This window comes from Aliamphritea spongicola, from assembly GCF_017051665.1.
GTDB lineage: Bacteria > Pseudomonadota > Gammaproteobacteria > Pseudomonadales > Balneatricaceae > Amphritea > Amphritea spongicola.
In genome coordinates this window covers 610,940-633,949 of the sequence record NZ_JAFIDL010000001.1, presented here as the reverse complement: position 1 = coordinate 633,949, position 23,010 = coordinate 610,940, and the positions used below count along the sequence as shown (strand labels likewise).

At 50.8% G+C, this 23,010-nt stretch carries 22 protein-coding genes; 9 read left to right on the top strand and 13 right to left on the bottom strand.

Going from position 1 to position 23,010, the window contains the following annotated elements; genetic code table 11:
- Positions 1–10: 10 nt before the first annotated feature.
- Positions 11–1,408, bottom strand: coding sequence for an MFS transporter (locus JYB63_RS02965; RefSeq protein ID WP_205656317.1), 1,398 nt, complete (start codon positions 1,406–1,408; stop codon positions 11–13).
- Between the two features lie 222 nt (positions 1,409–1,630).
- The gene (locus JYB63_RS02960; protein ID WP_205656316.1) at positions 1,631–2,098 is read right to left on the bottom strand and encodes a DM13 domain-containing protein; all 468 of its coding nucleotides are present in this window, start codon (positions 2,096–2,098) and stop codon (positions 1,631–1,633) included.
- Between the two features lie 413 nt (positions 2,099–2,511).
- On the opposite strand from JYB63_RS02960, the gene JYB63_RS02955 reads away from it, so the two are divergent.
- Positions 2,512–3,615: a phosphoribosylaminoimidazolesuccinocarboxamide synthase gene (locus tag JYB63_RS02955; protein ID WP_205656315.1), complete on the top strand. Its 1,104-nt coding sequence runs from the start codon at positions 2,512–2,514 to the stop codon at positions 3,613–3,615.
- 99 nt (positions 3,616–3,714) lie between these two features.
- On the opposite strand, the gene JYB63_RS02950 is transcribed toward JYB63_RS02955, so the two are convergent.
- From JYB63_RS02950 to ylqF, 3 genes are all read right to left on the bottom strand, one after another.
- The gene (locus JYB63_RS02950; protein ID WP_205656314.1) at positions 3,715–3,975 is read right to left on the bottom strand and encodes a CDGSH iron-sulfur domain-containing protein; all 261 of its coding nucleotides are present in this window, start codon (positions 3,973–3,975) and stop codon (positions 3,715–3,717) included.
- A gap of 163 nt (positions 3,976–4,138) precedes the next feature.
- Positions 4,139–4,387 carry a hypothetical protein gene (locus JYB63_RS02945; RefSeq protein WP_205656313.1) on the bottom strand — a complete coding sequence of 83 codons (249 nt, stop codon included), beginning with the start codon at positions 4,385–4,387 and terminating at the stop codon, positions 4,139–4,141.
- A gap of 26 nt (positions 4,388–4,413) precedes the next feature.
- Complete coding sequence (gene ylqF / locus JYB63_RS02940; protein WP_205656312.1) at positions 4,414–5,355, bottom strand: ribosome biogenesis GTPase YlqF; 942 nt, start codon at positions 5,353–5,355, stop codon at positions 4,414–4,416.
- 197 nt (positions 5,356–5,552) lie between these two features.
- Here ylqF and JYB63_RS02935 point away from each other — a divergent pair, with 197 nt between their 5' ends.
- Positions 5,553–6,773, top strand: coding sequence for an EAL and HDOD domain-containing protein (locus tag JYB63_RS02935; RefSeq protein WP_205656311.1), 1,221 nt, complete (start codon positions 5,553–5,555; stop codon positions 6,771–6,773).
- Between the two features lie 169 nt (positions 6,774–6,942).
- On the top strand, positions 6,943–7,548 hold the full coding sequence (locus JYB63_RS02930; protein WP_205656310.1) for a DUF2889 domain-containing protein: 606 nt from the start codon (positions 6,943–6,945) through the stop codon (positions 7,546–7,548).
- A gap of 70 nt (positions 7,549–7,618) precedes the next feature.
- Here the strand turns inward: JYB63_RS02930 and JYB63_RS02925 are convergent, their stop codons facing one another.
- A complete protein-coding gene (locus JYB63_RS02925; RefSeq protein WP_205656309.1) occupies positions 7,619–8,065 on the bottom strand; it encodes an HPP family protein in 447 nt (148 codons plus the stop codon).
- A gap of 132 nt (positions 8,066–8,197) precedes the next feature.
- On the opposite strand from JYB63_RS02925, the gene JYB63_RS02920 reads away from it, so the two are divergent.
- Positions 8,198–8,773 carry a TetR/AcrR family transcriptional regulator gene (locus JYB63_RS02920; RefSeq protein WP_205656308.1) on the top strand — a complete coding sequence of 192 codons (576 nt, stop codon included), beginning with the start codon at positions 8,198–8,200 and terminating at the stop codon, positions 8,771–8,773.
- Between the two features lie 100 nt (positions 8,774–8,873).
- Here the strand turns inward: JYB63_RS02920 and JYB63_RS02915 are convergent, their stop codons facing one another.
- Both JYB63_RS02915 and JYB63_RS02910 read right to left on the bottom strand, forming a co-directional pair.
- On the bottom strand, positions 8,874–10,580 hold the full coding sequence (locus JYB63_RS02915; protein WP_205656307.1) for a methyl-accepting chemotaxis protein: 1,707 nt from the start codon (positions 10,578–10,580) through the stop codon (positions 8,874–8,876).
- 269 nt (positions 10,581–10,849) lie between these two features.
- Positions 10,850–11,758: a LysR family transcriptional regulator gene (locus tag JYB63_RS02910; RefSeq protein WP_205656306.1), complete on the bottom strand. Its 909-nt coding sequence runs from the start codon at positions 11,756–11,758 to the stop codon at positions 10,850–10,852.
- 137 nt (positions 11,759–11,895) lie between these two features.
- Between JYB63_RS02910 and JYB63_RS02905 the strand changes: the two genes are divergently transcribed.
- The 5 genes from JYB63_RS02905 (at position 11,896) to JYB63_RS02885 (ending at position 18,493) form a co-directional block, all read left to right on the top strand.
- Positions 11,896–13,860 carry an acetoacetate--CoA ligase gene (locus JYB63_RS02905; RefSeq protein ID WP_205656305.1) on the top strand — a complete coding sequence of 655 codons (1,965 nt, stop codon included), beginning with the start codon at positions 11,896–11,898 and terminating at the stop codon, positions 13,858–13,860.
- Between the two features lie 339 nt (positions 13,861–14,199).
- Positions 14,200–15,102, top strand: a complete 903-nt coding sequence (locus JYB63_RS02900) for a methylenetetrahydrofolate reductase (protein WP_205656304.1) — start codon at positions 14,200–14,202, stop codon at positions 15,100–15,102.
- Between the two features lie 272 nt (positions 15,103–15,374).
- Positions 15,375–16,382, top strand: coding sequence for a C4-dicarboxylate TRAP transporter substrate-binding protein (locus tag JYB63_RS02895; RefSeq protein ID WP_205656303.1), 1,008 nt, complete (start codon positions 15,375–15,377; stop codon positions 16,380–16,382).
- A gap of 75 nt (positions 16,383–16,457) precedes the next feature.
- A complete protein-coding gene (locus tag JYB63_RS02890; RefSeq protein WP_205656302.1) occupies positions 16,458–17,093 on the top strand; it encodes a TRAP transporter small permease subunit in 636 nt (211 codons plus the stop codon).
- A complete protein-coding gene (locus JYB63_RS02885; RefSeq protein WP_205656301.1) occupies positions 17,090–18,493 on the top strand; it encodes a TRAP transporter large permease in 1,404 nt (467 codons plus the stop codon). The genes JYB63_RS02890 and JYB63_RS02885 overlap by 4 nt, the downstream gene beginning before the upstream one ends.
- An 80-nt stretch (positions 18,494–18,573) precedes the next feature.
- Here JYB63_RS02885 and JYB63_RS02880 read toward each other — a convergent pair whose 3' ends face one another.
- From JYB63_RS02880 to merC, 5 genes are all read right to left on the bottom strand, one after another.
- Entirely contained in the window at positions 18,574–19,287 is a 714-nt protein-coding gene (locus JYB63_RS02880) for an aspartate/glutamate racemase family protein (protein ID WP_205656300.1), read from the bottom strand.
- Entirely contained in the window at positions 19,284–20,588 is a 1,305-nt protein-coding gene (locus tag JYB63_RS02875) for an S-methyl thiohydantoin desulfurase domain-containing protein (protein ID WP_205656299.1), read from the bottom strand. Before JYB63_RS02875 ends, JYB63_RS02880 begins: the two co-directional genes overlap by 4 nt.
- A 65-nt stretch (positions 20,589–20,653) precedes the next feature.
- Positions 20,654–21,778 (bottom strand): ATP-grasp domain-containing protein, encoded by a 1,125-nt coding sequence (locus tag JYB63_RS02870; protein ID WP_205656298.1) that lies wholly within the window; start codon positions 21,776–21,778, stop codon positions 20,654–20,656.
- 585 nt (positions 21,779–22,363) lie between these two features.
- On the bottom strand, positions 22,364–22,579 hold the full coding sequence (locus tag JYB63_RS23485) for a GDCCVxC domain-containing (seleno)protein (RefSeq protein WP_272873530.1): 216 nt from the start codon (positions 22,577–22,579) through the stop codon (positions 22,364–22,366).
- Positions 22,579–22,989 (bottom strand): organomercurial transporter MerC, encoded by a 411-nt coding sequence (gene merC, locus JYB63_RS02865; RefSeq protein WP_205656297.1) that lies wholly within the window; start codon positions 22,987–22,989, stop codon positions 22,579–22,581. Before merC ends, JYB63_RS23485 begins: the two co-directional genes overlap by 1 nt.
- Positions 22,990–23,010: the final 21 nt, after the last annotated feature.

Genomic DNA, 23,010 nt, shown 5'->3' with positions numbered 1-23,010 from the left:
AAAGAACGTTTTAACGCATCCGGCCGCGGGTCAGAGAGAAATACCCGCCGGCCAGTGCATACGCCCCGCCCAGTAATACAGCTATCTTCACCACCACAAGCAACTGCGGATAGTCTTCCGGCTGCAGGACTTTTTCACCGAAGTAATGGTTAAAGATCACAACCATAATGGTGGTACTGAACATATTCCCTGCGGTACGGGCCAGGTTCAGCAGCGCTGCGGCAATCCCCAGGCGGGCCGGATCAACCGATCCCATGGCGGCATTGTTATTTGGCGATGAAAACAACCCAAAGCCAATACCCAGCAAACACAGGCCAAGCTTGATCTGCCACAGCGGCGAGCTCATACCCGCGAAGAACAGCACCACAAAGCCAAGTACAAACATCCCACAGCCAACGGTGGCGATCACCCGTGCTTCATAACGGTCCGATAACCGCCCCGCCACTGGCGCGATACAGGCCATCAACAACGCCTGAATCAGAATAATGCTGCCAGCTTCACCCGGCGACAGGCCCTGAATGTACTGCAGATACAGGCTGAGAATAAACAACACCGGAAAACTGGCACCATACATACAGATACTGGCCAGAATGGAACGGGTAAAAATGCGGTTCTGCCGCATGGCATCAATGCGCACCAGCGGTGCTTTAGCCTGGCGCTGATGGCGGACAAAACACCAGCAAAGCACGATACCGGCGAACAGCACGCCCATAAAACGGGGATCGGGTAAGCCGGTAATACCAAAGAACAGACAGCTGGTACACAGCATGAAAATCAGGCTGCCTGACAAATCCAGACGCTGACTGAAAGACAGCGAGCTGTCCTGTTCAGTACGTGGCGTTGTTGGTACGAATCGCAAAACCAAAGCCAGCGCCAGGATAATCCCGGGAACCGGTAACCAGAAGACACTGCGCCAGCCCAGTAATTCTGTCAGCCAACCGCCGGCGACCGGCCCCAGCGTCAGCCCCAGATAAACAGATGTAGAAACGATGCCAAGAAACATCCCCCGCCGGGCACTGCCCGCCAGACTGGCAACCATGGCCATTGAGGTGGCAAATATGAACGAGCTCGACAGCCCCTGTAAGACCCGGTAAAAAAGCAGCCATTCAATCTGATCGACCCAGGCAACAACCACTGATGATCCGGCATACAGCGCCAGACCGTACAGATGAATGCGGCGGCGACCGTACAGGTCAGCCAGCCGTGCAACCGGCAACATGAGTACAACGGATCCCCAAAGCGGCGCACTGGGCACCCAGCTCAGATACACCGCATCGATATGCAGATCATCAGCAATGCTGGGCAATGCAAGGTTTACAGCAGCCATTGCCATCGGCACCAGAAAAGCCGCCAGACATATACTGAACAGTGCTAACCAGGGTGGCTGTTGAGTATCAGCCTGTTGCATGGAAATACCTTTTAATCAGCGAGCAGAATGCTGCGTACGCAACCTGAAAGTGCAGGCTGGTGCAGATATCCGTTTCTTGTAAGAGATCAGCCCCGTGACTGACGGTAGGCGCCAGCAAGGGTGCAGGAAAGAATTCAGGAGATTATATCACTCTGACGAACAAAAAGATTAATGAAGCCGGTATTTACTGCACCGGCTTTCACCTGTTTTTTGAAAAAGGATTTAACGGAACTGGCTGGCAGAGATATATTTCTGAAAGGTTTCGCACCACACGAGTACAGTATTGTATTGGGTGAAATCCACCTGCTGATCAAACTCAACCAGGAAGTTCTTGAAGGTATTCACCTCACCCAGCTGCAAAGCACTGGATTTTACCGCCAGAAATTCCTTATCAGAATTCACATACTGAGGCACCAGATACACACGGTAGTCAGGACCCGGAGCCAGCTCACCGATGAAGGCTACCTGATTGTTGCTGATGCCTACGCGCCCTTCGCCCCAGTGCAGGAAGTCACTGCCCGGAATGTCAGGCTCAAAGGTTGCGGTGTATTCCGCTTCAGCGATGACTTTTGATAGCACCGCATTATCCGGTGACGGCGGCGCGATCATGATAGGTAATGCATAGATACCGGCCGCAAAACCTGTTGCCAGAGTGCCTAAAAATGCTGCCAGTAAAAGTATTTTCTTCATGATTGTTTATCCGTAACTGTCCGTAGCTGTTCAGGGGATGAATCTGTTTATTAAACGGTTTATCAAATCTGCTTATCAAGAATGAAACACATGTTACATGTCTGTTATTGAGGAATAAACCGCCCTGTCTTACTGGCATGTTTTTTGACCTTTCAGTCAGATATTTTCAGCATGACAGCTTAACGTGTTGTTGTTCAAACCTCATCACATTACTCATCTAATTGATTGAATAATATGCGAAATATTTATTACCCAGACCGTCTCATTAAAACCGCACCGGAAAATAAATGCCAGCTCTGCTGACATCTGTTAAGATCCGCGTTTTTTGTATTTTAGCGATAAAGATCCGGTGCCATACCGGCCGCACAAAATACAGACACATATTCTGAATTAGCAATACAGGACACCGACACATGAGTCTTGCCGATAAGGTTTTAGCGGTAAATGATGATCTGCCTATCCGCACAGGCAGCCCGGTTCACAGCGGTAAAGTACGTTCCGTTTACTGGCTGACAGACGCCGACAGCCGCCGACTGATCGCTGAACGGGGTTACGACGTCGCCAGTGATGCACCGCTGGCCATCATGGTGATCAGTGACCGTATTTCTGCTTTTGACTGTATCTGGCACGGTGAAGGCGGTATGCGTGGTGTACCGGGTAAAGGCGCAGCGTTAAACGCGATTTCCAATCACTGGTTCCGCCTGTTCCGCGAAAATGGCCTGGCAGACAGCCACATTCTGGACATCCCCCACCCACTGGTTTGGATCGTACAGAAAGCCCGGCCGGTGATGATTGAAGCCATCTGCCGACAGTACATTACCGGCTCTATGTGGCGTGCTTACGACAAAGGTGAGCGTGAATTCTGTGGCATCGAGCTGAGCGACGGCCTGCAGAAAGATCAGAAACTGGAAGAGCTGCTTATCACCCCTTCCACAAAAGGCATTCTGAAAGGCATTCCGGGTGTACCTGAAGCCGATGACGTCAACATCACCCGTGATGACATCCGCAATAACTTTGCAGCATTCAACTTCACTAAACCTGAAGATATCGACGCCTACGAGAAGCTGCTGAAAGAAGGCTTTAATCTGATCAGTGGTGCTCTGGAAGAACTGGATCAGGTATTTGTGGATACCAAGTTTGAATTCGGCTATGTCACCGACGCCGCTGGCCGCGAAAAGCTGATCTATATGGATGAAGTGGGTACACCTGATTCTTCCCGTATCTGGGACGGTCCGGCATACCGTGACGGTAAAGTACTGGAGAACTCAAAAGAAGGTTTCCGCCAGTTACTGCTGAACCACTTCCCTGATCCGGATATCCTGCTCAATAAAGAGCGTATGGATGAGCGACAGGCACTGGCCCGTGATAACGCCCTGCCGGCAGATGTACTGAACGCGGTATCTGAAACCTATGTGGGTATTGCCGAAAAAATTACCGGTGAAAAACTCAACATCTCCGATAATCCAAAAGCTGAGATTATCGCCATTCTGAAAGATGAGTACGGTCTGATCGACTGAGCCTGATCATCTGATATAACCGGCGTTGGCCCCCTTCGCCGGTTTAACACCTGACCGCTTTCCCGCCCTGTTAACTCAATCTGCTTTCCTGCAGATAATTCACGCTGATTTCTTTGACTGCTTTTTATGACTGCCGTCACACATAGGCGCATGTTCTGACTGTTTGCAGGTACATAACCAAACGGTTTCTGATTTACGGGCAACAAAGACAACCGGATCCAGACCGGTACCCTGATGAGAACCGTCACACAGTGGCTGGGTAGATGAACGCCCGCAGGCACACCAGCAATAGGTCTCACCTTCAACCAGATCCAGTTTCATGGGGGCATCGCCGGCACGGCGTACTTCGGCATGAGACATAATAATCTCCTTGGGGTTATTGCATGCAATAACCGTAGAAGAGCCTGCGCAATCGCGCAAATTCTCTGCCGGGTAACACAAGTTGAGGAATCAGGATTCGGCGCAGAATACCGCCGGAAAAATCAGCGTCCGCCAGAACAGCGGACGGCTCAGAAGTTTGCTGTCAGTCGTCTTTCTTCAGCTTGCGGATTTTATCAGCAAGACGGGTTTTACGCTGTTCAGAACCGCGTTCTCCCTGATTCTGATCATCCTGGTGTTTATCATAAACCGACTTAACCTTTTTCTTCTTGTCCAGGTTTTTGCGCTTGCGGCTTTCATAGCTGTCCGGGTCCGCCAGTTTTTCACTGCGGCGCGGAACATCCAGCCAGATTACCGGCTGACCACCGGTACGTTTCTTTTTAACTCGTGACATAGTATTACCTTTACTGCCCGTCGCACTCAGCGACGGGACGATTTATCTGTTTGCTGTTCGGCTGACAGGCGTTCTTCTTCAAGACGCTCCTGTTCAAGCCGTTCCGCCTCAAGCCGCTGGGCTTCCCATTTAGCCTGCCACTCTTCAACTGTTTCGTAGCTGATGTTACCGATAAGCCCGGAACGTAATTCATTCAGCAGAATTTCTGAAGCTTTATGCAGGTCAACTACACCGCCAGGCCTCAGCCCTGCCCGCTTACGGCCAATGCTTTCAAGCACCTCTTCTGCAGTATCCGGCAACGCCTTGAGCTTGTAACGCTGACACAGCAGTTCCGGATAGTCTTCACGCAGAAAACCCGCCGCGTACAGTGCGATATCTTCATACTCGATGGCGGTATCTTTTATCGCACCACTGGCTGCCAGACGGTAACCGGAATCCCGGTCCTCAATCTTTGGCCAGAGAATGCCCGGCGTGTCAGACAGTGCCATACCGTTTTTAAGGGTAAAACGCTTCTGTCCTTTGGTGACCGCAGGCTCGTTACCGACTTTGGCAATCCGCTTACCTAACAGTGCGTTTATCATGGTGGATTTACCTACGTTAGGAATCCCCATAATCATCGCCCGTACCGGCCGGCCGGCATTTGCCCGGGAAGGCACCTGCTGTTTACACAGTTCCGGAATCCGGCTGATCAGCTTCTTCTGCTGATAATCGATCAGCATTGCGGTGGTATCCGGCAGGCTGTTGAAGTACTCAAACCACTGCTGGCTGCGCTCCGGGTCTGCCAGATCACACTTGTTTAAAAGCTTGATCACCGGCGTCCCCTTGCGGAGAGACGACACCATCGGGTTTTCGCTGGAAACCGGCAAGCGGGCATCCAGTACTTCTATAACAACATCAATATCCTTCATCACTTCGGCGATTTCTTTTCTCGCCTTATGCATGTGACCCGGAAACCAGTTAATACTCATAATCGATAATCGTAAAAAAATGCGGTCTGCAATTATACAGACAGCTTAGCCCTAAGTAACGGAAATTACGCCAGTAACACGAAAAACTGACCAATTATTAAGTCCACATCATGAGTACTGCCATTACTGACTTGCCGGACAACTGGATATACCCTAGGACTTACGTATATCGGGGATAGTTTAAGGAACATTCATATATGACCACCACCGCGACACATTCGCAGGTATTAATGGCCAGACAGCCTATTTTTGACTGTCAGCAACGGGTTGTTGCGTATGAACTGCTTTATCGTAATGAAGCAGACACAGAACACGCATTATTTAACGACTCCAGCGCCACCTGTGATGTGATTCTTAATGTTTACACCAGCATTGCGGACAACGGCAGCAAGAAAAGTGTTCCTGCTTTCATAAACATGACCCGGGATCTTCTGGTATCCGATGATTTTCCGGAACTGCCCCGTAAACAGATTGTTATTGAAGTACTTGAAGACATCGCTGCAGACGATGAAGTCATTGCCGCCGTTACCCGTCTGGCCGAGAAAGGCTATCGCATCGCGCTGGATGACTTTGTTTACAGCCCGGAATTTGATCCCCTGCTAAAGCTGGCCCACATCGTAAAAGTTGACGTGCTGGGTATGTCACAGGAAGAAATCGCCAAACAAGTTAAACTGCTACGGCCATTTAACGTCACCCTGCTGGCTGAAAAAATTGAGACTGTAGAGGTTCTGGAACATTGCCACGCACTGGGCTTTAAGCTGTTTCAGGGACACTTCCTCAGCAAACCCAAGCTGATAAAGGGCCGTAAACTGGAAGCTAACCACGCCAACCTGCTGATGCTGGTCAGCGAGCTGCAGAACAGCCGTACCACACCTGAACGCCTTGAAGAGCTGATTATCCAGGATCCGGTACTGACCTATAAACTGCTGCGCATTGTTAACTCAGCGGCCTATTCACTGATTCGTCGGGTTGAGTCGCTATCAGAAGCCATTGTGCTACTGGGCATGGATCAGATCCGCAGCTGGGCAACCATGATTGCGCTGGCAAACCGTACCAGCAAACCGGAAGAAATCTGCCGTTCACTACTGTTACGGGGCAAGATGTGCGAAGCCATCGCGGCATCCCAGGGTTGCCACAACAACAGCAGTTATTTTATGACCGGTGTGCTGTCTCAGTTGCATGTCATGCTGGATATTGATCAGCAAACCATGTTGGAACAGGTCCCGCTTGGTGAAGACATTGAGTCAGCCATTAAAGATCATGCCGGCGCAATGGGAGATATTCTGAAACATGTCACCCATTATGAAGCTGGTGACTGGGATCTCCTGCCCAATGACATCGATATTGATGCCTATGAAGAATCTTACCGCGCTGCACTCGACTGGAGTAAAGACGCAATGTTATCCATGTCTAACTAACGCTGGCTGATCATTCCACAGCCATTCTTGCCGTCAATGTAACTGAAACGAATTAAGGACGTTTTGGTTACATCCCCCCATGACACTGTATTTACAAACGCCAGTCTTAGGTTTAACTTGTTGCATTGCAGCAAGAGCACACATACATAACAAATAAGATATACAGCCTATGCCATTACCACCTCCGGCGCCCCGCGCCCTGCAGCATACACGTACGGTTACCTGCCGCGGTTACAAACGTGACGACGGTTTATGGGATATTGAGGGCCACCTCACCGATATTAAAACCATCGCCATTCCCCTGAAAGAACGTAATGATGGCTGGGTACCTGCCGGCGAACCGATTCATGATCTGAGCCTGCGCATCACCATTGATCTTGATATGAATATCCATGACGTTGCCAGCAGCATGGATCTGACACCTTATCGCCTGTGTCCGGACATTACTGTTCAGTATAAAAAGCTCATCGGCTTGCGCATTGCTTCAGGTTTCACCCGCCAGACCCGGGAACTGTTTTCCGGCATCAGCGGCTGCACCCATTTACTTGAACTGCTCGGCCCGATTGCAACAACCGCATTCCAGGCCACCCATAAGGAACAGCTGGCCCGCATCGAACATATGCCGGATGTAAAACCTTTTATGCTGGATAACTGCCATGCACTAAACACCCGTGGTCAGGTGGTAAAACAGCACTGGCCTGATTATTTTCAGGGGGAGCAAATCCCTGCAGAGCTTATTCCTGCAGAGCCTATCCCTGCAAAAGAGCTATCTTAAACTCTTCAGCCACAAAAAAAGGGATCATAGGATCCCTTTTTTTATTAGCACTTTTAACAGCCGCTGGCTGTTACTGCTTGTGAACGAGCTTATTTACCAGGAAGCCCATTGCAATAATCACCACCGCACCCGCAGCTACCGGTGTCAGCAGGAAGCTCCAGCTCTGGCCGGTCAGCATAATCAGTACCGGGTTAGCACCGGCAGGTGGATGGGTTGTCTTAGTCACCAGCATCAGGGCAATGGCCACGCCGGTTGCCAGACCCAGCGACCACGGCTCCACACCCACGAAAGTAACAAATACCACACCAACCAACGCTGACAACACATGGCCAAAAAATACATTTTTAGGCTGGGCCAGCGGGCTTTTAGGAATACCGAAAACCAGTACGGTGGACGCACCGAATGGTGCCATCAGCCACAATCCCTGACCGGTAAACGCTTCAAGATAAGCCAGTATGGAAATAGTAATTGCAGCCGCTACACCGGCAACCAGCGGAAAAAACTTTGAATCCAGCATGGAGATTCCTCACCTGTTAACAACGCAGGTAGACAGAGTTGTCTACCGTTTTTTCTGCATAGTAGACAAGTCTGTCTACCTCTGTCAACATACAGGTTAATATGTGTCGCAAACAGCTCTGCCTGACCTCCCATGACCGAAAAACAACAGCTTATTATCCGCACCGCTCTGAAGTTATTTTACCGCCAGGGAATCCATGCGGTGGGCATCAATGAAATTATCCAGCAATCAGGTGTCGCCAAGAAAACCCTGTACAACTACTTTTCAGGTAAAGAAGCGCTGATTCTGGCTGCCCTCCATTACCGTGATGAAATTTTTATGGGCTGGCTGGGCGGTATTATGTCCGCTGCTAAACCTGGCCAGCCGGCGCTGATTGCCATGTTTCACGGGCTGGATGACTGGTTTAACGACCATGCTGAAGCGCTGGGTAATTTCCGGGGCTGTTTTTTCATCAATGCCAGTGGCGAATACACTGATCCGCAAACCCCGGTACATCAGGCCTGTAAAGCGCACAAAGCACACGTTCACGCACTGGTTATGCAACATACGCTCATGGTCAGCCCGAACAGGGCTGCAGCTGAACAGTTAGCCGACACCCTGTGCCTGCTTAAGGAAGGTGCGATTACCACCGCCATGGTCCAGGAAGACCCGCAGGCCGCCAGTAAGCTGATCCCTCTGATAGAAACGCTTACCCGCCCTGCCACATAAAAAAGGCCTTCAACTGAAGGCCTTTGCTCCTCACCTGTGATCTGTCAGGTGGTTTTTGTTAGGTGGCTCTTGTTACGCTGCTCTTATTAAGCGACTCTTTTTAAGCGACTTTGAACTGACCTACCAGTGTTTTAAGCTCCATTGATAAAGCCCGCATACTGTCGCTGCTGACGGCCGTATTACGTGAACCTGCGGAGGTTTCATCCACCTGGGTAAGAATGGCATTAATGCTGGTGCTGATTTCCTCCATGACCATCCCCTGTTGCTCACTGGCAGTGGCGATCTGGTTGTTCATATCGTTAATGGCTGAAATCGCCTGGGTAATACTCTGTAAAGATTCACCCGCCTCAGCAGCCTGAGTCACACAGCTCTGCGCCTGGTCCTGACTGCGCTGCATCACATTCACAGCCTTCATAGCACTGTTTTGCAAACGCTCTATCATTCCCTGAATTTCCTGGGTTGAATCCTGAGTGCGCTGGGCAAGGTTACGCACTTCATCCGCCACAACCGCAAATCCACGGCCCTGCTCACCGGCGCGGGCAGCCTCAATTGCAGCATTCAGTGCCAATAAGTTCGTCTGATCGGCAATGTCACGGATTACATCCAGAATTGAGCTGATGGTATTACTGTCAGACTCCAGCTGACCGATAGCACCGGATGCCTGATGAATTTCCTCAGTCAGCACGTTGATCTCTTCAATAGCACTGTCCAGCACCTGCATTCCCTGAGTTGCCTCAGTATCAGACTGACTGGTAGCTGCCGCTGCAGAAGTAGCATGACGGGCCACTTCCTGTACTGCACTGACCATCTGATGGCTGGCAGAAGACACCTGATCAATAGACATTTTCTGTTGATTAATGGCGAAATCTGCCTTTTCAGCCGTAGAAGCCAGCTGGTTTGAGGAAGCGGAAATATTCTCAACAGATGTGCCGACCTTCTGAACAACCGCCATGACGTTGGCGGCAAACATATTAAAACTGCGTGAAAGATCGGTAATTTCGTCATTACCCTTTTCTTCAAGGCGACGACCAAGATCCCCGTCACCCTCTGCAATCTCACGCATGGCTGTGACAACGTGATTTAACGGAGTCAGCACGTAGCGCAGGGTCATGAAAATAACCCCAACAAGTGCCCCTGCCACCAGCAGCTGGAAGACAAATGCAACATTCATCCAGAAGTTAGCACCGGCCTGAGCGGCAATCAGCTCAGCAGATGTGCGCTGGTCGATCTCGTTATAAAAAAGATCCACCGGCCCCATGATTTTGGTTACTTCGTTATGGTAGTTGGCATCAAACAGAATCCGGATGGCAAATGCCCCTGTGGTTTCACCTTCAAGGGGTTTGAATGGCCCGGGGACAACCACTCCGCGACGAATACTGCTCATCGCCTGTTCTTCAGTTTTGATCAGGTTATTTGATAACTGACCGGCTTCTTCAAGTAACGCGAACTCGCTGGCGGTGAAGTTCAGCTCTTTCATGATATCAACCTGGGGCTTGATCATTCCGGGATACAGAGCAGGATCGATGTTGGCCGGACGGGGAATTTCTCCGCTGCGCCACTTTACGATGTCCCAGTAAGCATTTTCGTATGCGGGATCACCCGTTGCCACGTAAGTACGGGCAAGACGGGTCAGGTTTTTAGAACTGTTCAGGAATTCACCTGCAATAAGATTGGATAAATGACGTTTTTCACTGACAACAAGCTGATAGTCATTCTTAAGTACAGCAACTTTCTCGGCCACCAGAGCAGCGCCGATCAGTACCATAGACAAACCAAAGACACTCACAAGCTTCGTTCTGATTTTCATAACTCATCCTAATTAGTGTTACAAAAATTCAGGGGGTTCTGTGATAAACGGTGCACTCACATGAACAAAAAGTCCCCATCCTTAGGCTGATCCATGAAAACCTTACTTCCCACCATTCCATCCGGTGAAATAGCTTAATTATTGAAAAGTAAGCGTTTTGATGCACCTGCACCACGTAAGTCTAGTAGTGCAAACCGACATTGCCATGTGGCATTACTTATTTTGAGTAAAACATACGTATGAGTTCTCGCTGATGGTCTATAAAGGCCTCAAAGACCTTCCGGGAAATAGCTTTCCTGCTGACCGACAATATCCAGAAACTGCCTGGCAGCACTGGATAACGGATACCGTTTGCGGGTAATAATGCCCACCGGTCGGGATATTTGCGGTGCCTGCAAAGGTTTACAAACCACCGACATTTCCTGCATCTGCTGAATACATACTGAAGGGACAGCGCTCACCCCAAGCCCTGCCGACACCATACGTCCAACGGTCACTAACTGGTGGCTTTCGAGTTCCGGTATCAGCTGCATACCGTGCTCGGCGAGGCTGTCGGTCAGTAACTGACGCATACTGGAAGGTTTCTGCAAACTGATGAAGTGATCTGCCAGCAGGTCTTTCCAGTCGATCGTCTCTGCCGATGCCAGCGGATGATGACGGTCAACAATCGCGACAAAATTGTCCCGGAACAACGGCGTAAAGTTAAGATCCTCCGCCTCACCGGGGTCAAAGCTGAAACCGATTTCAATACGTCCCTCCCGGATAAGATCAACAACACTTTCCGCCACCACATCCTGAACCGTCACCGCTATATGAGGGAACTCATTGCGAAATGGCTTCAGCAATGCCGGCAGCAGGCTGCTGGCAAAGGATGGCATCGCACCGATCACAATACGCCCCCGCTTAAGGGCAAAGCGCTGTTGCAAATCGTCCAGTGCATTATCCCAGTCAAGTAACATCCGCTCTGCCACTGGGTAAAACTCTTCCCCTTCCGGGGTCAGCGCCAGGGTACGGGTGGTCCGTGCCAGCAGCTCACCGCCCACCTCTTCCTCAAGATTCTTAATGGCTATACTCAGGGCAGGCTGGGACAAATGGACCCTTGCACAGGCTTCCGTAAAACTTCGTGTATGTGCAACCGCCACAAATGCCCGTAGCTGCTTAAGCGTGATATTCCGCATGTATTGATGTGCCCTGTTTCCAGCCAAAATACATTTATAAATTCACTAAATAAGTTATTCAAATCTTTTTATTGGATTTATAAAGCTGACTGACAGACACTGCTAAAAAATTAACAATAAGTATTCGGAGCATCCTAATGAACCAGCCACTGTGGAACCCCACCGCCGAAGCTGTCGCAAAATCAAACATCCGGGCATTCAGCCAGCAGTGTGAAAACCGTTTTGATCTGCAACTGCCGGATTATGACAGCCTGTGGCAATGGTCCGTTGACTGCCCGGAAGACTTCTGGAGCGCGTTCTGGGATTTCGCTGAGATTAAAAGTCAGCAGCGCGGTGAGCGGGTTCTGATCAATGGCGACAAAATGCCAGGCGCACAGTTCTTTCCGGATGCCAGACTGAACTTCGCTGAAAACCTTCTGCAGCGCCGGGATGACACCGATGCAATTGTCTTCCGCGCGGAAGATAAGGTTAACCGCCGCATAAGCTGGAATCAGCTGTATGATCAGGTGTCATTACTCAGCCAGGCCCTGCGAAATGCAGGTGTTCAGCCCGGTGACCGGGTAGCGGGTTTCGTACCGAATATGCCTGAAACCATCATTGCCATGCTGGCCACTGCATCACTGGGTGCGATCTGGACCAGCTGCTCACCGGATTTCGGTGTAAACGGCGTACTGGACCGCTTTGGCCAGTCCCGGCCTAAGGTTCTTTTCTGTGCTGATGGTTACTTCTATAACGGTAAAGGCCACAGCAGCCTGAATACGGTTGCTGAAATCCTGCAGGATCTGCCAGTTGTTGAACAGGTGGTTGTACTGCCGCTGCTGGATGCAGAACCGGATGTTACTTCTGTTAATGAAACACGCCCCACCGCAACCCTGGCACAGTTTACGGCGTCTTATTCAGCGGGTGAGATCGAATTCGCCTCCATGCCGTTTAACCATCCCCTGTTTATTATGTATTCCAGTGGCACCACCGGTAAGCCTAAATGTATTACCCACAGTGCCGGTGGCATGCTGCTTAATCTGCGCAAAGAACATTTGCTCAACTGTGATCAGCGCCCTGAAGACCGGGTGTTTTATTTCACCACCTGCGGCTGGATGATGTGGAACTGGCTGATCGGCGCTCTGGGCACCGGCGCAACCGTTATGCTCTACGACGGCTCACCTTTCTATCCGAACGGCAACGTGCTTTATGATTATGCCGCTGAAGAGCGTTTTACCCTGTTCGGCACGTCAGCCAAATACATAGATGCCTGCCGTAAAGCCGGCCTCAAACCGGCAGAAACCCACGACCTGTCAGACCTGCGCGCCATCTGTTCAACCGGTTCGCCTCTGGTAGACGAAGGCTTTGATTATATCTATGAGTCCGTCAAGCAGGATGTACAGCTGTCATCTATTTCAGGCGGTACCGATATCTGTGGCTGTTTCATTCTGGGTAACCCTACCGGGCCGGTATGGCGGGGTGAAATTCAGGCCCGCGGCCTGGGTATGGCCATCGAGGTATTTGATGATGACGGTTACCCGGTTCGGGGCGACCGTGGCGAGCTGGTCTGCACTAAGCCATTCCCGAATATGCCGGTTGGCTTCTGGGGCGATGACAGTGGCGAGAAATACCAGTCCGCCTATTTTGATAAGTATGCCAACATCTGGACCCACGGTGATTTTATCGAAATTACTGAGCACAACGGTGTGGTTGTATACGGCCGTTCAGATGCCACCCTCAACCCTGGCGGTGTCCGTATAGGGACCGCTGAAATCTACCGTCAGGTTGAACTTTTTGATGAAATTCAGGAAGCCATTGTTATCGGTCAGGAATGGGATGCGGATACCCGGGTGGTGCTGTTCGTGCGCCTGTCTGAGGGTGTCACCCTGAATGATGACCTGATTACCGCCATTAAGCGCCGTATTCGCAGTGAATGTACGCCACGCCACGTGCCAGCGAAGATCATTGCTGTCACCGACATTCCCCGCACCCGTTCCGGCAAGATCACCGAGCTGGCTGTACGGGATGTGGTCCACGGCCGCCCGGTTAAAAACAAAGAAGCGCTGGCCAACCCGGAGGCGCTGGAACTGTTCGCCGGAATTCCTGAACTGCAGCAGGACTGAACCACCCCGCCGTAATCTGCCTGATTACGGCATCCGGATAACCTCCTCAGAAAGCGCCTTTGTATAAGGCGCTTTTTTTCTGCAACTGATTGATTGCGCTATATCAAAGTTCAGCAAAACTTTTGCCTTGAGCGACATATCCATGCCGTATTTTGGCGCTTTTCTGACGTCTTCAGATAATTAATCCGCGCCATGAAAGAGGACACTAGCGGCTTATCAGATACACAGTGAGCAATATGCCCGCTGACTAACAACTACATCAACCTATCGGTATCCGCCAAAACGCAGCAGGCACAGCCCGCAACAGGTCGCCGATAACTGGTCAAGGTAATAACAATTATGTCCAATCCTGAAATCATTCAGAACTTTATCAAGGGCTTTACAGCGGAAACTACCCCAGGTGGCGCAGCCAAGATTCCTGATTTCCGTGAGCACTTGCGCGAAGGTACCGTTGTTTACATCACCTTCCTGCCGGGTTCGGACTTTAATGATACGGTTGATGTTGCGGTTCGTCTGCGCAAAGAAGGCTTTATCCCTGTACCTCACTTTGCTGCACGCAGCATCACCAATGAGAAAGTTCTGGAAGAAAACATCAAGCGTGTTGTTGGTGAAGCCGGTGTAGACTGGGTTCTGACCATCGCCGGTGCTGTAGACAAGCCACTGGGTGATTTCTCTGACTCAATGCAGCTGCTGCAAACTGGCCTGTTCCAGAAGCACGGCATCAACAAGATTGCAGTTGCCGGCCACCCTGAAGGCAGCCCTGACATGCCTGATTCAGCCATTCTGGATGCAATGCGCTGGAAGAATGCCTATGCCAAAGAAACCGGTACCGATATGTATATGGTGACTCAGTTCGCATTCGACGTTGACCCAATCATCCAGTGGGACAAGTTCCTGCAGTCTGAAGGTAACGAACTGCCAATCCACATTGGTGTTCCTGGACTGGCTACTCTGAAGTCCCTGCTGATGCATGCTAAGCACTGTGGTGTTGGCCCGTCTATGAAAGTTCTGACCAAGCAGGCGAAAAACCTGACCAAGCTGCTGGTTGTTAACGCTCCTGACAAGCAGGTTGCTGATCTGGCTAACTACCAGGCAACCGATCCTAACTGCGGTATCACTGGCGTACACATGTACCCGTTAGGTGGCCTGCGCCGTACTGCTGAATGGAGCTATGAAGTTGCTGACGGCCGTATCGTTATGAACAAGAAAGGTGGTTTCGACACCATCAACAAGATCAGCTAATCAGCTGGTTATACCGATTGCCCATGTAAAAGGCCTCTTATGAGGCCTTTTTTATACCCCTCTGTTTGCCCGCCTTCATTCCCTCTTTTATCTGCCTGCTAACGCTGCTTTCGTTTGTATATTTGCATTTTCCAACTGGTCAAACTTGACGTTATTTACCCGATGCGTTACCTATGTACTTGTTTTAAAACTCAATCTGGTCGAACAGGGAAGCGACATATTGCAGTACTTGCCTGTATCGTCTAAACAAAAACAATAATTACGAGAACGCTATGAAACACTTTAAAACCCTTGCCATGGCATCCGCTATTGGCATGCTGACCGCAGTTCAGGTGCAAGCTGCCACTGAATGGAACGTTTCACTCTGGGGTAAGCCCCGCGCATTCACCGCCCACGTTGAAAAACTGGCGGAGCTGGTAGAAACCAAAACCAACGGTGATTTCAAACTCAATCTGTCCTACGGCGGTCTTTCCAAGAACAAGGAAAACCTGGATGGCATCTCCATCGGCGCTTTTGAAATGGCCCAGTTCTGTGCTGGCTATCACCGGGACAAGAACCCGACAATCACTGTAATGGAACTGCCGTTCCTGGGTGTGTCATCACTGGAACAGGAAACTAAAATCGCTCAGGCTCTGTATAAGCACCCTGCGGTGGTTAAAGACCTGGCCCGCTGGAGTGCTACGCTGCTGATGCCTTCCCCAATGCCGCAATACAACATTGCCGGTGTGGGAGATGCACCGAAAACAGTTGGCGATTTTGAAGGCATGCGGGTACGGGCAACCGGCGGCATCGGTAAAGCGATGGCCGGCGTGAATGCGGTACCAACTTCGATGTCAGCCACTGAAGTACGGACCTCGCTGGATTCCGGCGTAATTTCCGCTGTTGCTTTCGCACCGCACGCGCACATGGCATTCGGTACGGTTGAGTCCGCCAAGTGGTGGACCACCAACCTGAACCCAGGCACTGTAAACTGCCCTGTAGTAGTCAATACTGACGCCCTGGACAGCCTGAGCGACGCTAACCGTGAAGCTCTGCTGGGATCTGTTGATGAGGCGCTGGCCTATTACATCGACAACTATAACGGCAAAACCATGAAGGCCTGGGGCCCTAAACTGGATGAGAAAGGCATTGAGCGCATCACATTCTCTGATGCTGAAATTGCCGAGTTTAAATCCAAGGTTGCCGGCCCAACCCGCGAAGCCTGGATTAAAGACATGTCTGCCAAAGGCATTCCTGCTCAGGAACTCTATGATCTGGTTAATGGCATGATTACCCAGTAAAAGAGTTATCTCTGATACCCGGCCCGTCTCCGGACGGGCTATTTTCTGCAAGTACTCCTGTAAAGGTACGCTTTTATGGCTGGATCCTCTGCTGTACTCAGTGATTCATCTCTTCTCAGCCGGCTGGACCGGGCTTTCTTCGTCGCGGAATCATGGCTGGCCCTGATTAGCGGTATAACAATTTTCCTGCTGGTTCTGCTGGCGGTGGTCAATGTCCTCGGACGCTGGTTCTTCAGCCTGCCGGTCAGCGGTTACATTGACTGGGTGGAACAGTTTATGGCGATTTTTGCATTTTTTGGCATCGCCTACTGTCAGCGACTGGGCGGACATATCCGTATGGATATCCTGGTAAGTAAGCTGCACGGCCGCAGCCTGTGGTTCAGCGAACTGGTTACCACCGTGCTGATGCTGTTTGTCACCGTTGTGCTTATTTACGGCTCTTATCTGCACTTCCTGCGGGCCTACACCAACGGTGACAGTTCAATCGATATTGGTCTGCCAGTCTGGCCGGCAAAACTGGTGGTGCCTTTTGCGCTGACTGTGCTGGCACTGCGCCTGATCCTGCAACTGTGGGGCTATATCCGGGCATTAAAAGAAGGTGGCGATACCCCGGTAGCCGTTCCCCTGATCGAAGATGCCGCCACTCAGGCATCCCACGAAGCAGAGAGTGTTTCCGGTATGGAACAGGAAGATAACGGAGGCCGTTCATGAGCGATTTGTTCACTGCTATGGGCGAACTCAGTTCCATTGATATTGGTCTGATCGTAACCGCCTTCATGCTGTTTATGGTCATCATTGGCGTGCGGGTGGCATTCGCTGCTGCCAGCGCCGGTTTTTTCGGCCTGTTATGGATTTTCTCAGCTAAGCTGGGCTTTGAAAAAGGCTTCGGTGTTGCCGTAAAAATGGCAGGCACCATTCCTCACTCCAAAGCCACCACCTTGTCATTGTCGCTGATACCAACATTCATTCTGATTGGTTACCTGGCCTATTACGCCGGACTGACCAAGGCCCTGTTCCGGGCGGCCAAGTGCTGGGTAGGCTGGTTACCGGGCGGTTTAGGGGTTGCGACCGTATTCTCTACCGCTGGTTTTGCAGCGGTATCAGGCGCTTCCGTGGCGACATCTGCAGTATTTGCCCGTATCGCCATCCCGGAAATGCTTAAAATCGGTTACGACAAACGCTTTGCTGCCGGTGTTGTTGCCGCAGGTGGTACCCTGGCATCCCTTATCCCCCCTTCTGCAATTCTGGTTATCTACGCGATTATCGTGGAGCAGGATGTTGGCACCCTGCTGATGGCCGGTTTTCTGCCGGGTGTAGTATCAGCCATCATCTATGCAGGTCTGGTGATTTTGCTGGCTAAGTGGCGTAAAGATCTGGGGCCTCCGGTGAGCGGTTTCAGCTGGGGCGAACGCTTTGCGTCTTTGCCCGGCGCGCTGCCTATCTTCTTTGTGGTCGGTATCATTATGGTGTGCATCTACGGTGGCGTGGGCACACCCACAGAAGCCGGCGCACTGGGCGCATTCGTAGTGCTGATCATGGCCCTTTATCAGGGTATGAAATGGCACAACCTTAAAGATGCCCTGATTGAATCCGCCAAACTGACGGTAATGATCTTCACCATTATCTGGGGGGTGTTGCTATATGTACGCTTCCTGGGCTTTGCCGATCTGCCCTCTGCGTTTTCAGACTGGATCACCGCGCTCGATCAGCCGCCGATGCTAACGCTGCTGCTGATCCTGCTGGCATACGCCGTTCTGGGTATGTTTATGGATGCTATTGGCATGCTGCTGCTGACGTTGCCGGTGGTTTACCCGGCGGTAATCGCACTGAATGGTGGCGAAGGGGTTGCCGCAGCTGATTCAGCCTTCGGGGTTTCCGGTGTGGGCTGTGCCATCTGGTTCGGCATCATTGTGGTGAAAATGGCCGAGCTCTGTCTGATCACCCCGCCGATCGGGCTTAACTGCTTTGTGGTGGCCGGGGTCCGTAAAGACATTTCAGTACAGGATGTATTTCGCGGCGCGACGCCATTCTTTGTAGCCGACGTCATTACCATCGGCGTACTGATTGCCTTCCCGTCAATCGTACTCTGGTTACCGTCACTGATTGGCTGATACCACTTCAGACATACCTTACGAAAAAGCCGCTGACATCAGCGGCTTTTGTTTTTTCAGCGGTTTAACCCTGTTTCTGTTTATGCCAGATTCGGCAATACCAGCGGATAGGTTTTCTGACTCTGTGAGAGCCGGTTTCTAACCAGTAATTCCAGATAGTTAATGGCACAGCGGTTAGGGTCCATGACCGGAATATAGCTGCCAAGAATCTCCTGCAGAGCATCTGACAGATAATCCGCATAGGCAACGAAACCGGTACAGCCAAAAGTAATGGCTTCAGCACCGTATTCACGGATCGCTTTAAGGCCGTACTCTACCAGCAGCTGCCTGATCTCAGCTTCATCGGTGAGGTCATACACCCCCAGTGGCAACGGCAGCACCGTCGCCAGATTATTGTCGATGCCAAACATACGGGCGTGTTCACGCTGCATGTCATCTGCATTAGCAATGGTCAGGATGGCAAACCGCTGGCTGAGCATCATCGCCGTATAGGCACTGGCCCGGTAACCTCCGATTACCGGAATACTGACCAGCTGCCGCGAGGCTTCAACGCCGCACATATCCATATCAGTCACAAACACGCCATCGAAACCGTCCGCTTCAGCCTGCTGAACGGCACGGATGACGTGGCTGGCATTAATGGCCAGATCTGCTCTGGATTCAATACAGCGGGTGCCCGCATCCAGATTACGCACTGACACATGAGTCCCCTCACCGACAGCCCCGCGGGCATGACCAAGAATTGAATCATTAAACGCCTGAGTATTTACCGGCACTAAAATCAGTAATTTCATAGCAATACTCCCTGTTCTGCTGCGATATCCGGATTGAGTGAATTGCCTGGAACATCCACCAACAGACCTTCACTTCCCCTGCTGTCAGTTTCAGGATAATCTGCAAACGGCGAGACAATCTTCGACTGCGGCCAGCCGATGGTAGCCAGCTCATCCATACACAACTTACGGAAATGCGCCGTATTAAGCTCATCAGGCACCGGCAGTACAAACAGGTTCAGCATCAGGGGCTTGCCCTGCCTTGCATACTCTGCCTGAGTGGTTGCCAGTTCAGCATTGGTAATGGTGTCGCCGTTACTGCACAGATAGCAGATCAGATCCGGCGCCATAGCAATTGGCTGCCACTGGCCGTACAGATCCTCCCGCAATACCAGCAAGCTTTCATTTTCCACCTGCACCCGGTAGCGGTTGCCGCGGTCATCCAGTAATTCAACCTGCAGGTAGTCAAAGCCGTCACGGGTTTCTTCATCGAGCCCTAACAGACGCAAACGGCCAAGGTGAATACCGCCGGTCAGCTCAGCCACTGCCTGAACCATAGCCTGTTCATTGTTTTGATGGATGCGTAATGTCCGGCCAAGCTGCAAGCACTTTGTCATTGCGCCGGGCACAATAAAGCCTGGTTTTGTACTGTTCAGTGACGCTCCGGTCGCCGCATAACAACTGAATGCCGAGCGCTGATCGAAGCCGTCATCGAAGGTGATGATGCCGTGCAGCATGTCGCTGAGGTTATGGGTATTACGGGTGTTAATCACCAGTTGCGCTCCCCCTTCCAGCTCATCCTGTTCAGATACAAGAGCGATGGGTGAAAGCTGTGGCGCCATATCAACCGGCTGCGCCAGCCCCAGCATCGGAATAACCGGCACGGCCCGGCCGCAGCCGTCAGCATCGATCATGGGAATCCCCTGCTGGGCTGCCAGTAACATGTTCATGCCGTAGGCGATTGTGCCAGTCTCAACGGCACTGACGGCCGAGAACCTTAGTCCGGGCTGATCCAGCTTCTGACCCAGCGCTTCTTCGTGAAGTCTGAGTGCCCGCAACGGGGCATGCTCAAAGCCTTCACTCAGATACTTTGCCGGTGCTCCCAGCGCCCCCACAAAGGGACACCAAAGTTCATCGGGAATATTCTTGCCTGGCTCCAAATACGCCAGACCGTTCTCTCCACGCTCGCGGAGAATATGGATTGTTTGTTCCAGCAGCTGTTTACCGTTTTCATACGCACCACCGCCACCACTGGCATAAAAGTGTGCGCCACGAAGGATGTCTTCAAGATCCTGAAAGGAAAAATAACGTACGTCTTCCATGAGAAAGCCTCATCTGTGAGATAGATTCAGAGAATCATTCCGGCCGGGCCGGAGATGTCCGTAGATTAGCGACAGGTTGTCGCGGTGAAGTGTTGCAAGCGCTTAAAGTCACGGCGCAGCGCCCGGGGGTCCGTGTTATATACCCGCAGCACGCCGGCCTGATCCTGTACCGTGTCGGTGAGGTCCACTGAAGTACCTTCGCTGACAAACCAGTCGATGCCGAAATCACTTTCCAGATCTGGCTGGTGCAGACGGGTAACCTCGCCGTGGCCAACAGGCAGCAGCGCCGCAAAGCGGTCATTCTTAACAGTTGTCTGCAGGGTATTAAGCCAGCGCTTATTTGCTGCAAGGTAAAGGCTGCAGTCCATCAGATTGATGCCGCAGTTATCTGCATGCAGTGGCACAACTATGGTGCCGGGTACCCGCATGGCTATTTCAAGGAAGGTTATCTTGCCGCTTTCATGATCATAGAAGAATTCATGATGCGTAATGCCGTTCTCCAGGCCCAGGGCAGCTAGTACCTGGCGGTTAAAGTCTTTCAGTAAGTCACTCAGCTCTGCAGGAATTGACGGCATAAAACTCAGGGGCTGGCCCTGGACAAATTCAAAGTTAGTACAGCCCAGCTCCAATACCGATGAGAACTTCACCCCGCCATCCACGATGACAGAATCACACTGATACATGGTGCCGGATATGAACTCATCTACTTCATATTCAAAGCCATAGTGGGTTTCATCCAACAATGCCCCGAATGCTTCAAAATCACTGTAAGACTCAATGATCGCAACATTCACACTGCCTGCCCCGGACACAGGTTTGATCACCATACGCGGCCCGAGGTATTCGCTGAGTATCTGAAAGTATCCGTGGCAATTATCCCGGTAACGCTGCATATCGAACCGCCGGTGTCTGGGAATACTGCCGATAATGCTCTGGCCAACCCGGTTTTTCATTGCCAGCTTATCGCGAAACAGTTCAACCTGTTCAGGCCGGTCTCCGGCAATACCATACGCCTGCCGTAACCGGGCAGCCACCATCAGATTATCTTCCTGCTGACAGTAAATACTGATGCCCTCAGCAGAACCCAGCAACCCTATTTCAGCTTCAATTCTTTCAGCAATGGCACCGAATTCCAGTGCCGGCCGGAGGGTAGATAAACAGTCTCCGCCTACATGAATTATTTCATCCATATATGCCGTTATACGTTTATCTGGAATTTCACCAACCGGTAAAAAAAGAATAGTTTTAGTATTTTGTCGAATCCTGTCAAACGCTTCCTCAGATGCGTAATGAAGATAGGTTTGCGACAGAATAAATATCGTTTTAATCATCATAATTTCCTTTTTCTTATGCTTAAAACAGAGGTAATCCGCTATGCGAATAAAAGAAAGTTACAAGATGATTTAAGAAAAAAACAGCAGGCTTAACGACCTGTTAAGGAGTGATGTGACACATTACATGAAAGCCACAAACTATTGAAACATAAGTATTAAACTGTCTCTATTGTTTTCCATAGGCAAACTGCAAAGTAAAAAACAAGTGTGATGCACATGCCTTTATTTCCTTATTATAGTTTAAGAAAATAACGCTAAACCTGAATCTGCAAAATAATTTATAGATAAAAGCAAGAGCCAGATTTGTTTGAATATATCCAGTATAAATTTTTTACAATTAAATAATAAACACCCACACTATACGAAAGTATTAAACAGCCTGACTAAATATTCACTCAAAATACATTTTTAAAAAACAATTACCCATTTTATGGACGAAAGTTACGTGCAACACTTTTTATCCTGTTGAATCGGCGGACAGGGCACCGTGCCATACGAGCAGAACACGCAGCAGTCACCCGGTAGCGGTTTTAACAGGCATGCACACGACTTGCATTCATAGAACCACTGGCAGGCATTAGTAGGCATTGTCTCTTCCTTAACAAAGCCGCATTCGGGACAGGTCAGAACAGATTTCAGGTTTACAGTTTCACTCATTATCGGTTCTCCTCAGCCGGTACCGGATCCTGGCGGCGCTGCGGCGGTCTGATCAGATCTGCTATTCCGGTAACAAGCATCAGCGCAATTGCGAAATAGAACATCGGAGTGCTCCAGCTATCCGTCCAGAACAGATACAGTGTAGCCAGTATCATCAGGGGACCAGCAACCGACAGGAGTAAACGCCACCAGCGCCGGTGCTTAACCCCAGCTATCAGAGCTGCAATCAGTGCCAGCCAGGCAAAGAATGGCAGCAGCGTATTGATAAACAGGCCTTCAAACTGGGCAAGAAAGCCCATCCCCACTGCTGCACCCAATGCGCCCAGCGCAGGAAAGCACGAGGCACATCCCATCGCCGCAATGATCGCGCCGAACACACCGATTTTTTCAGTAAAAAGTGTCAGCCGCATAGCTGGCTCCATCGATTCAGA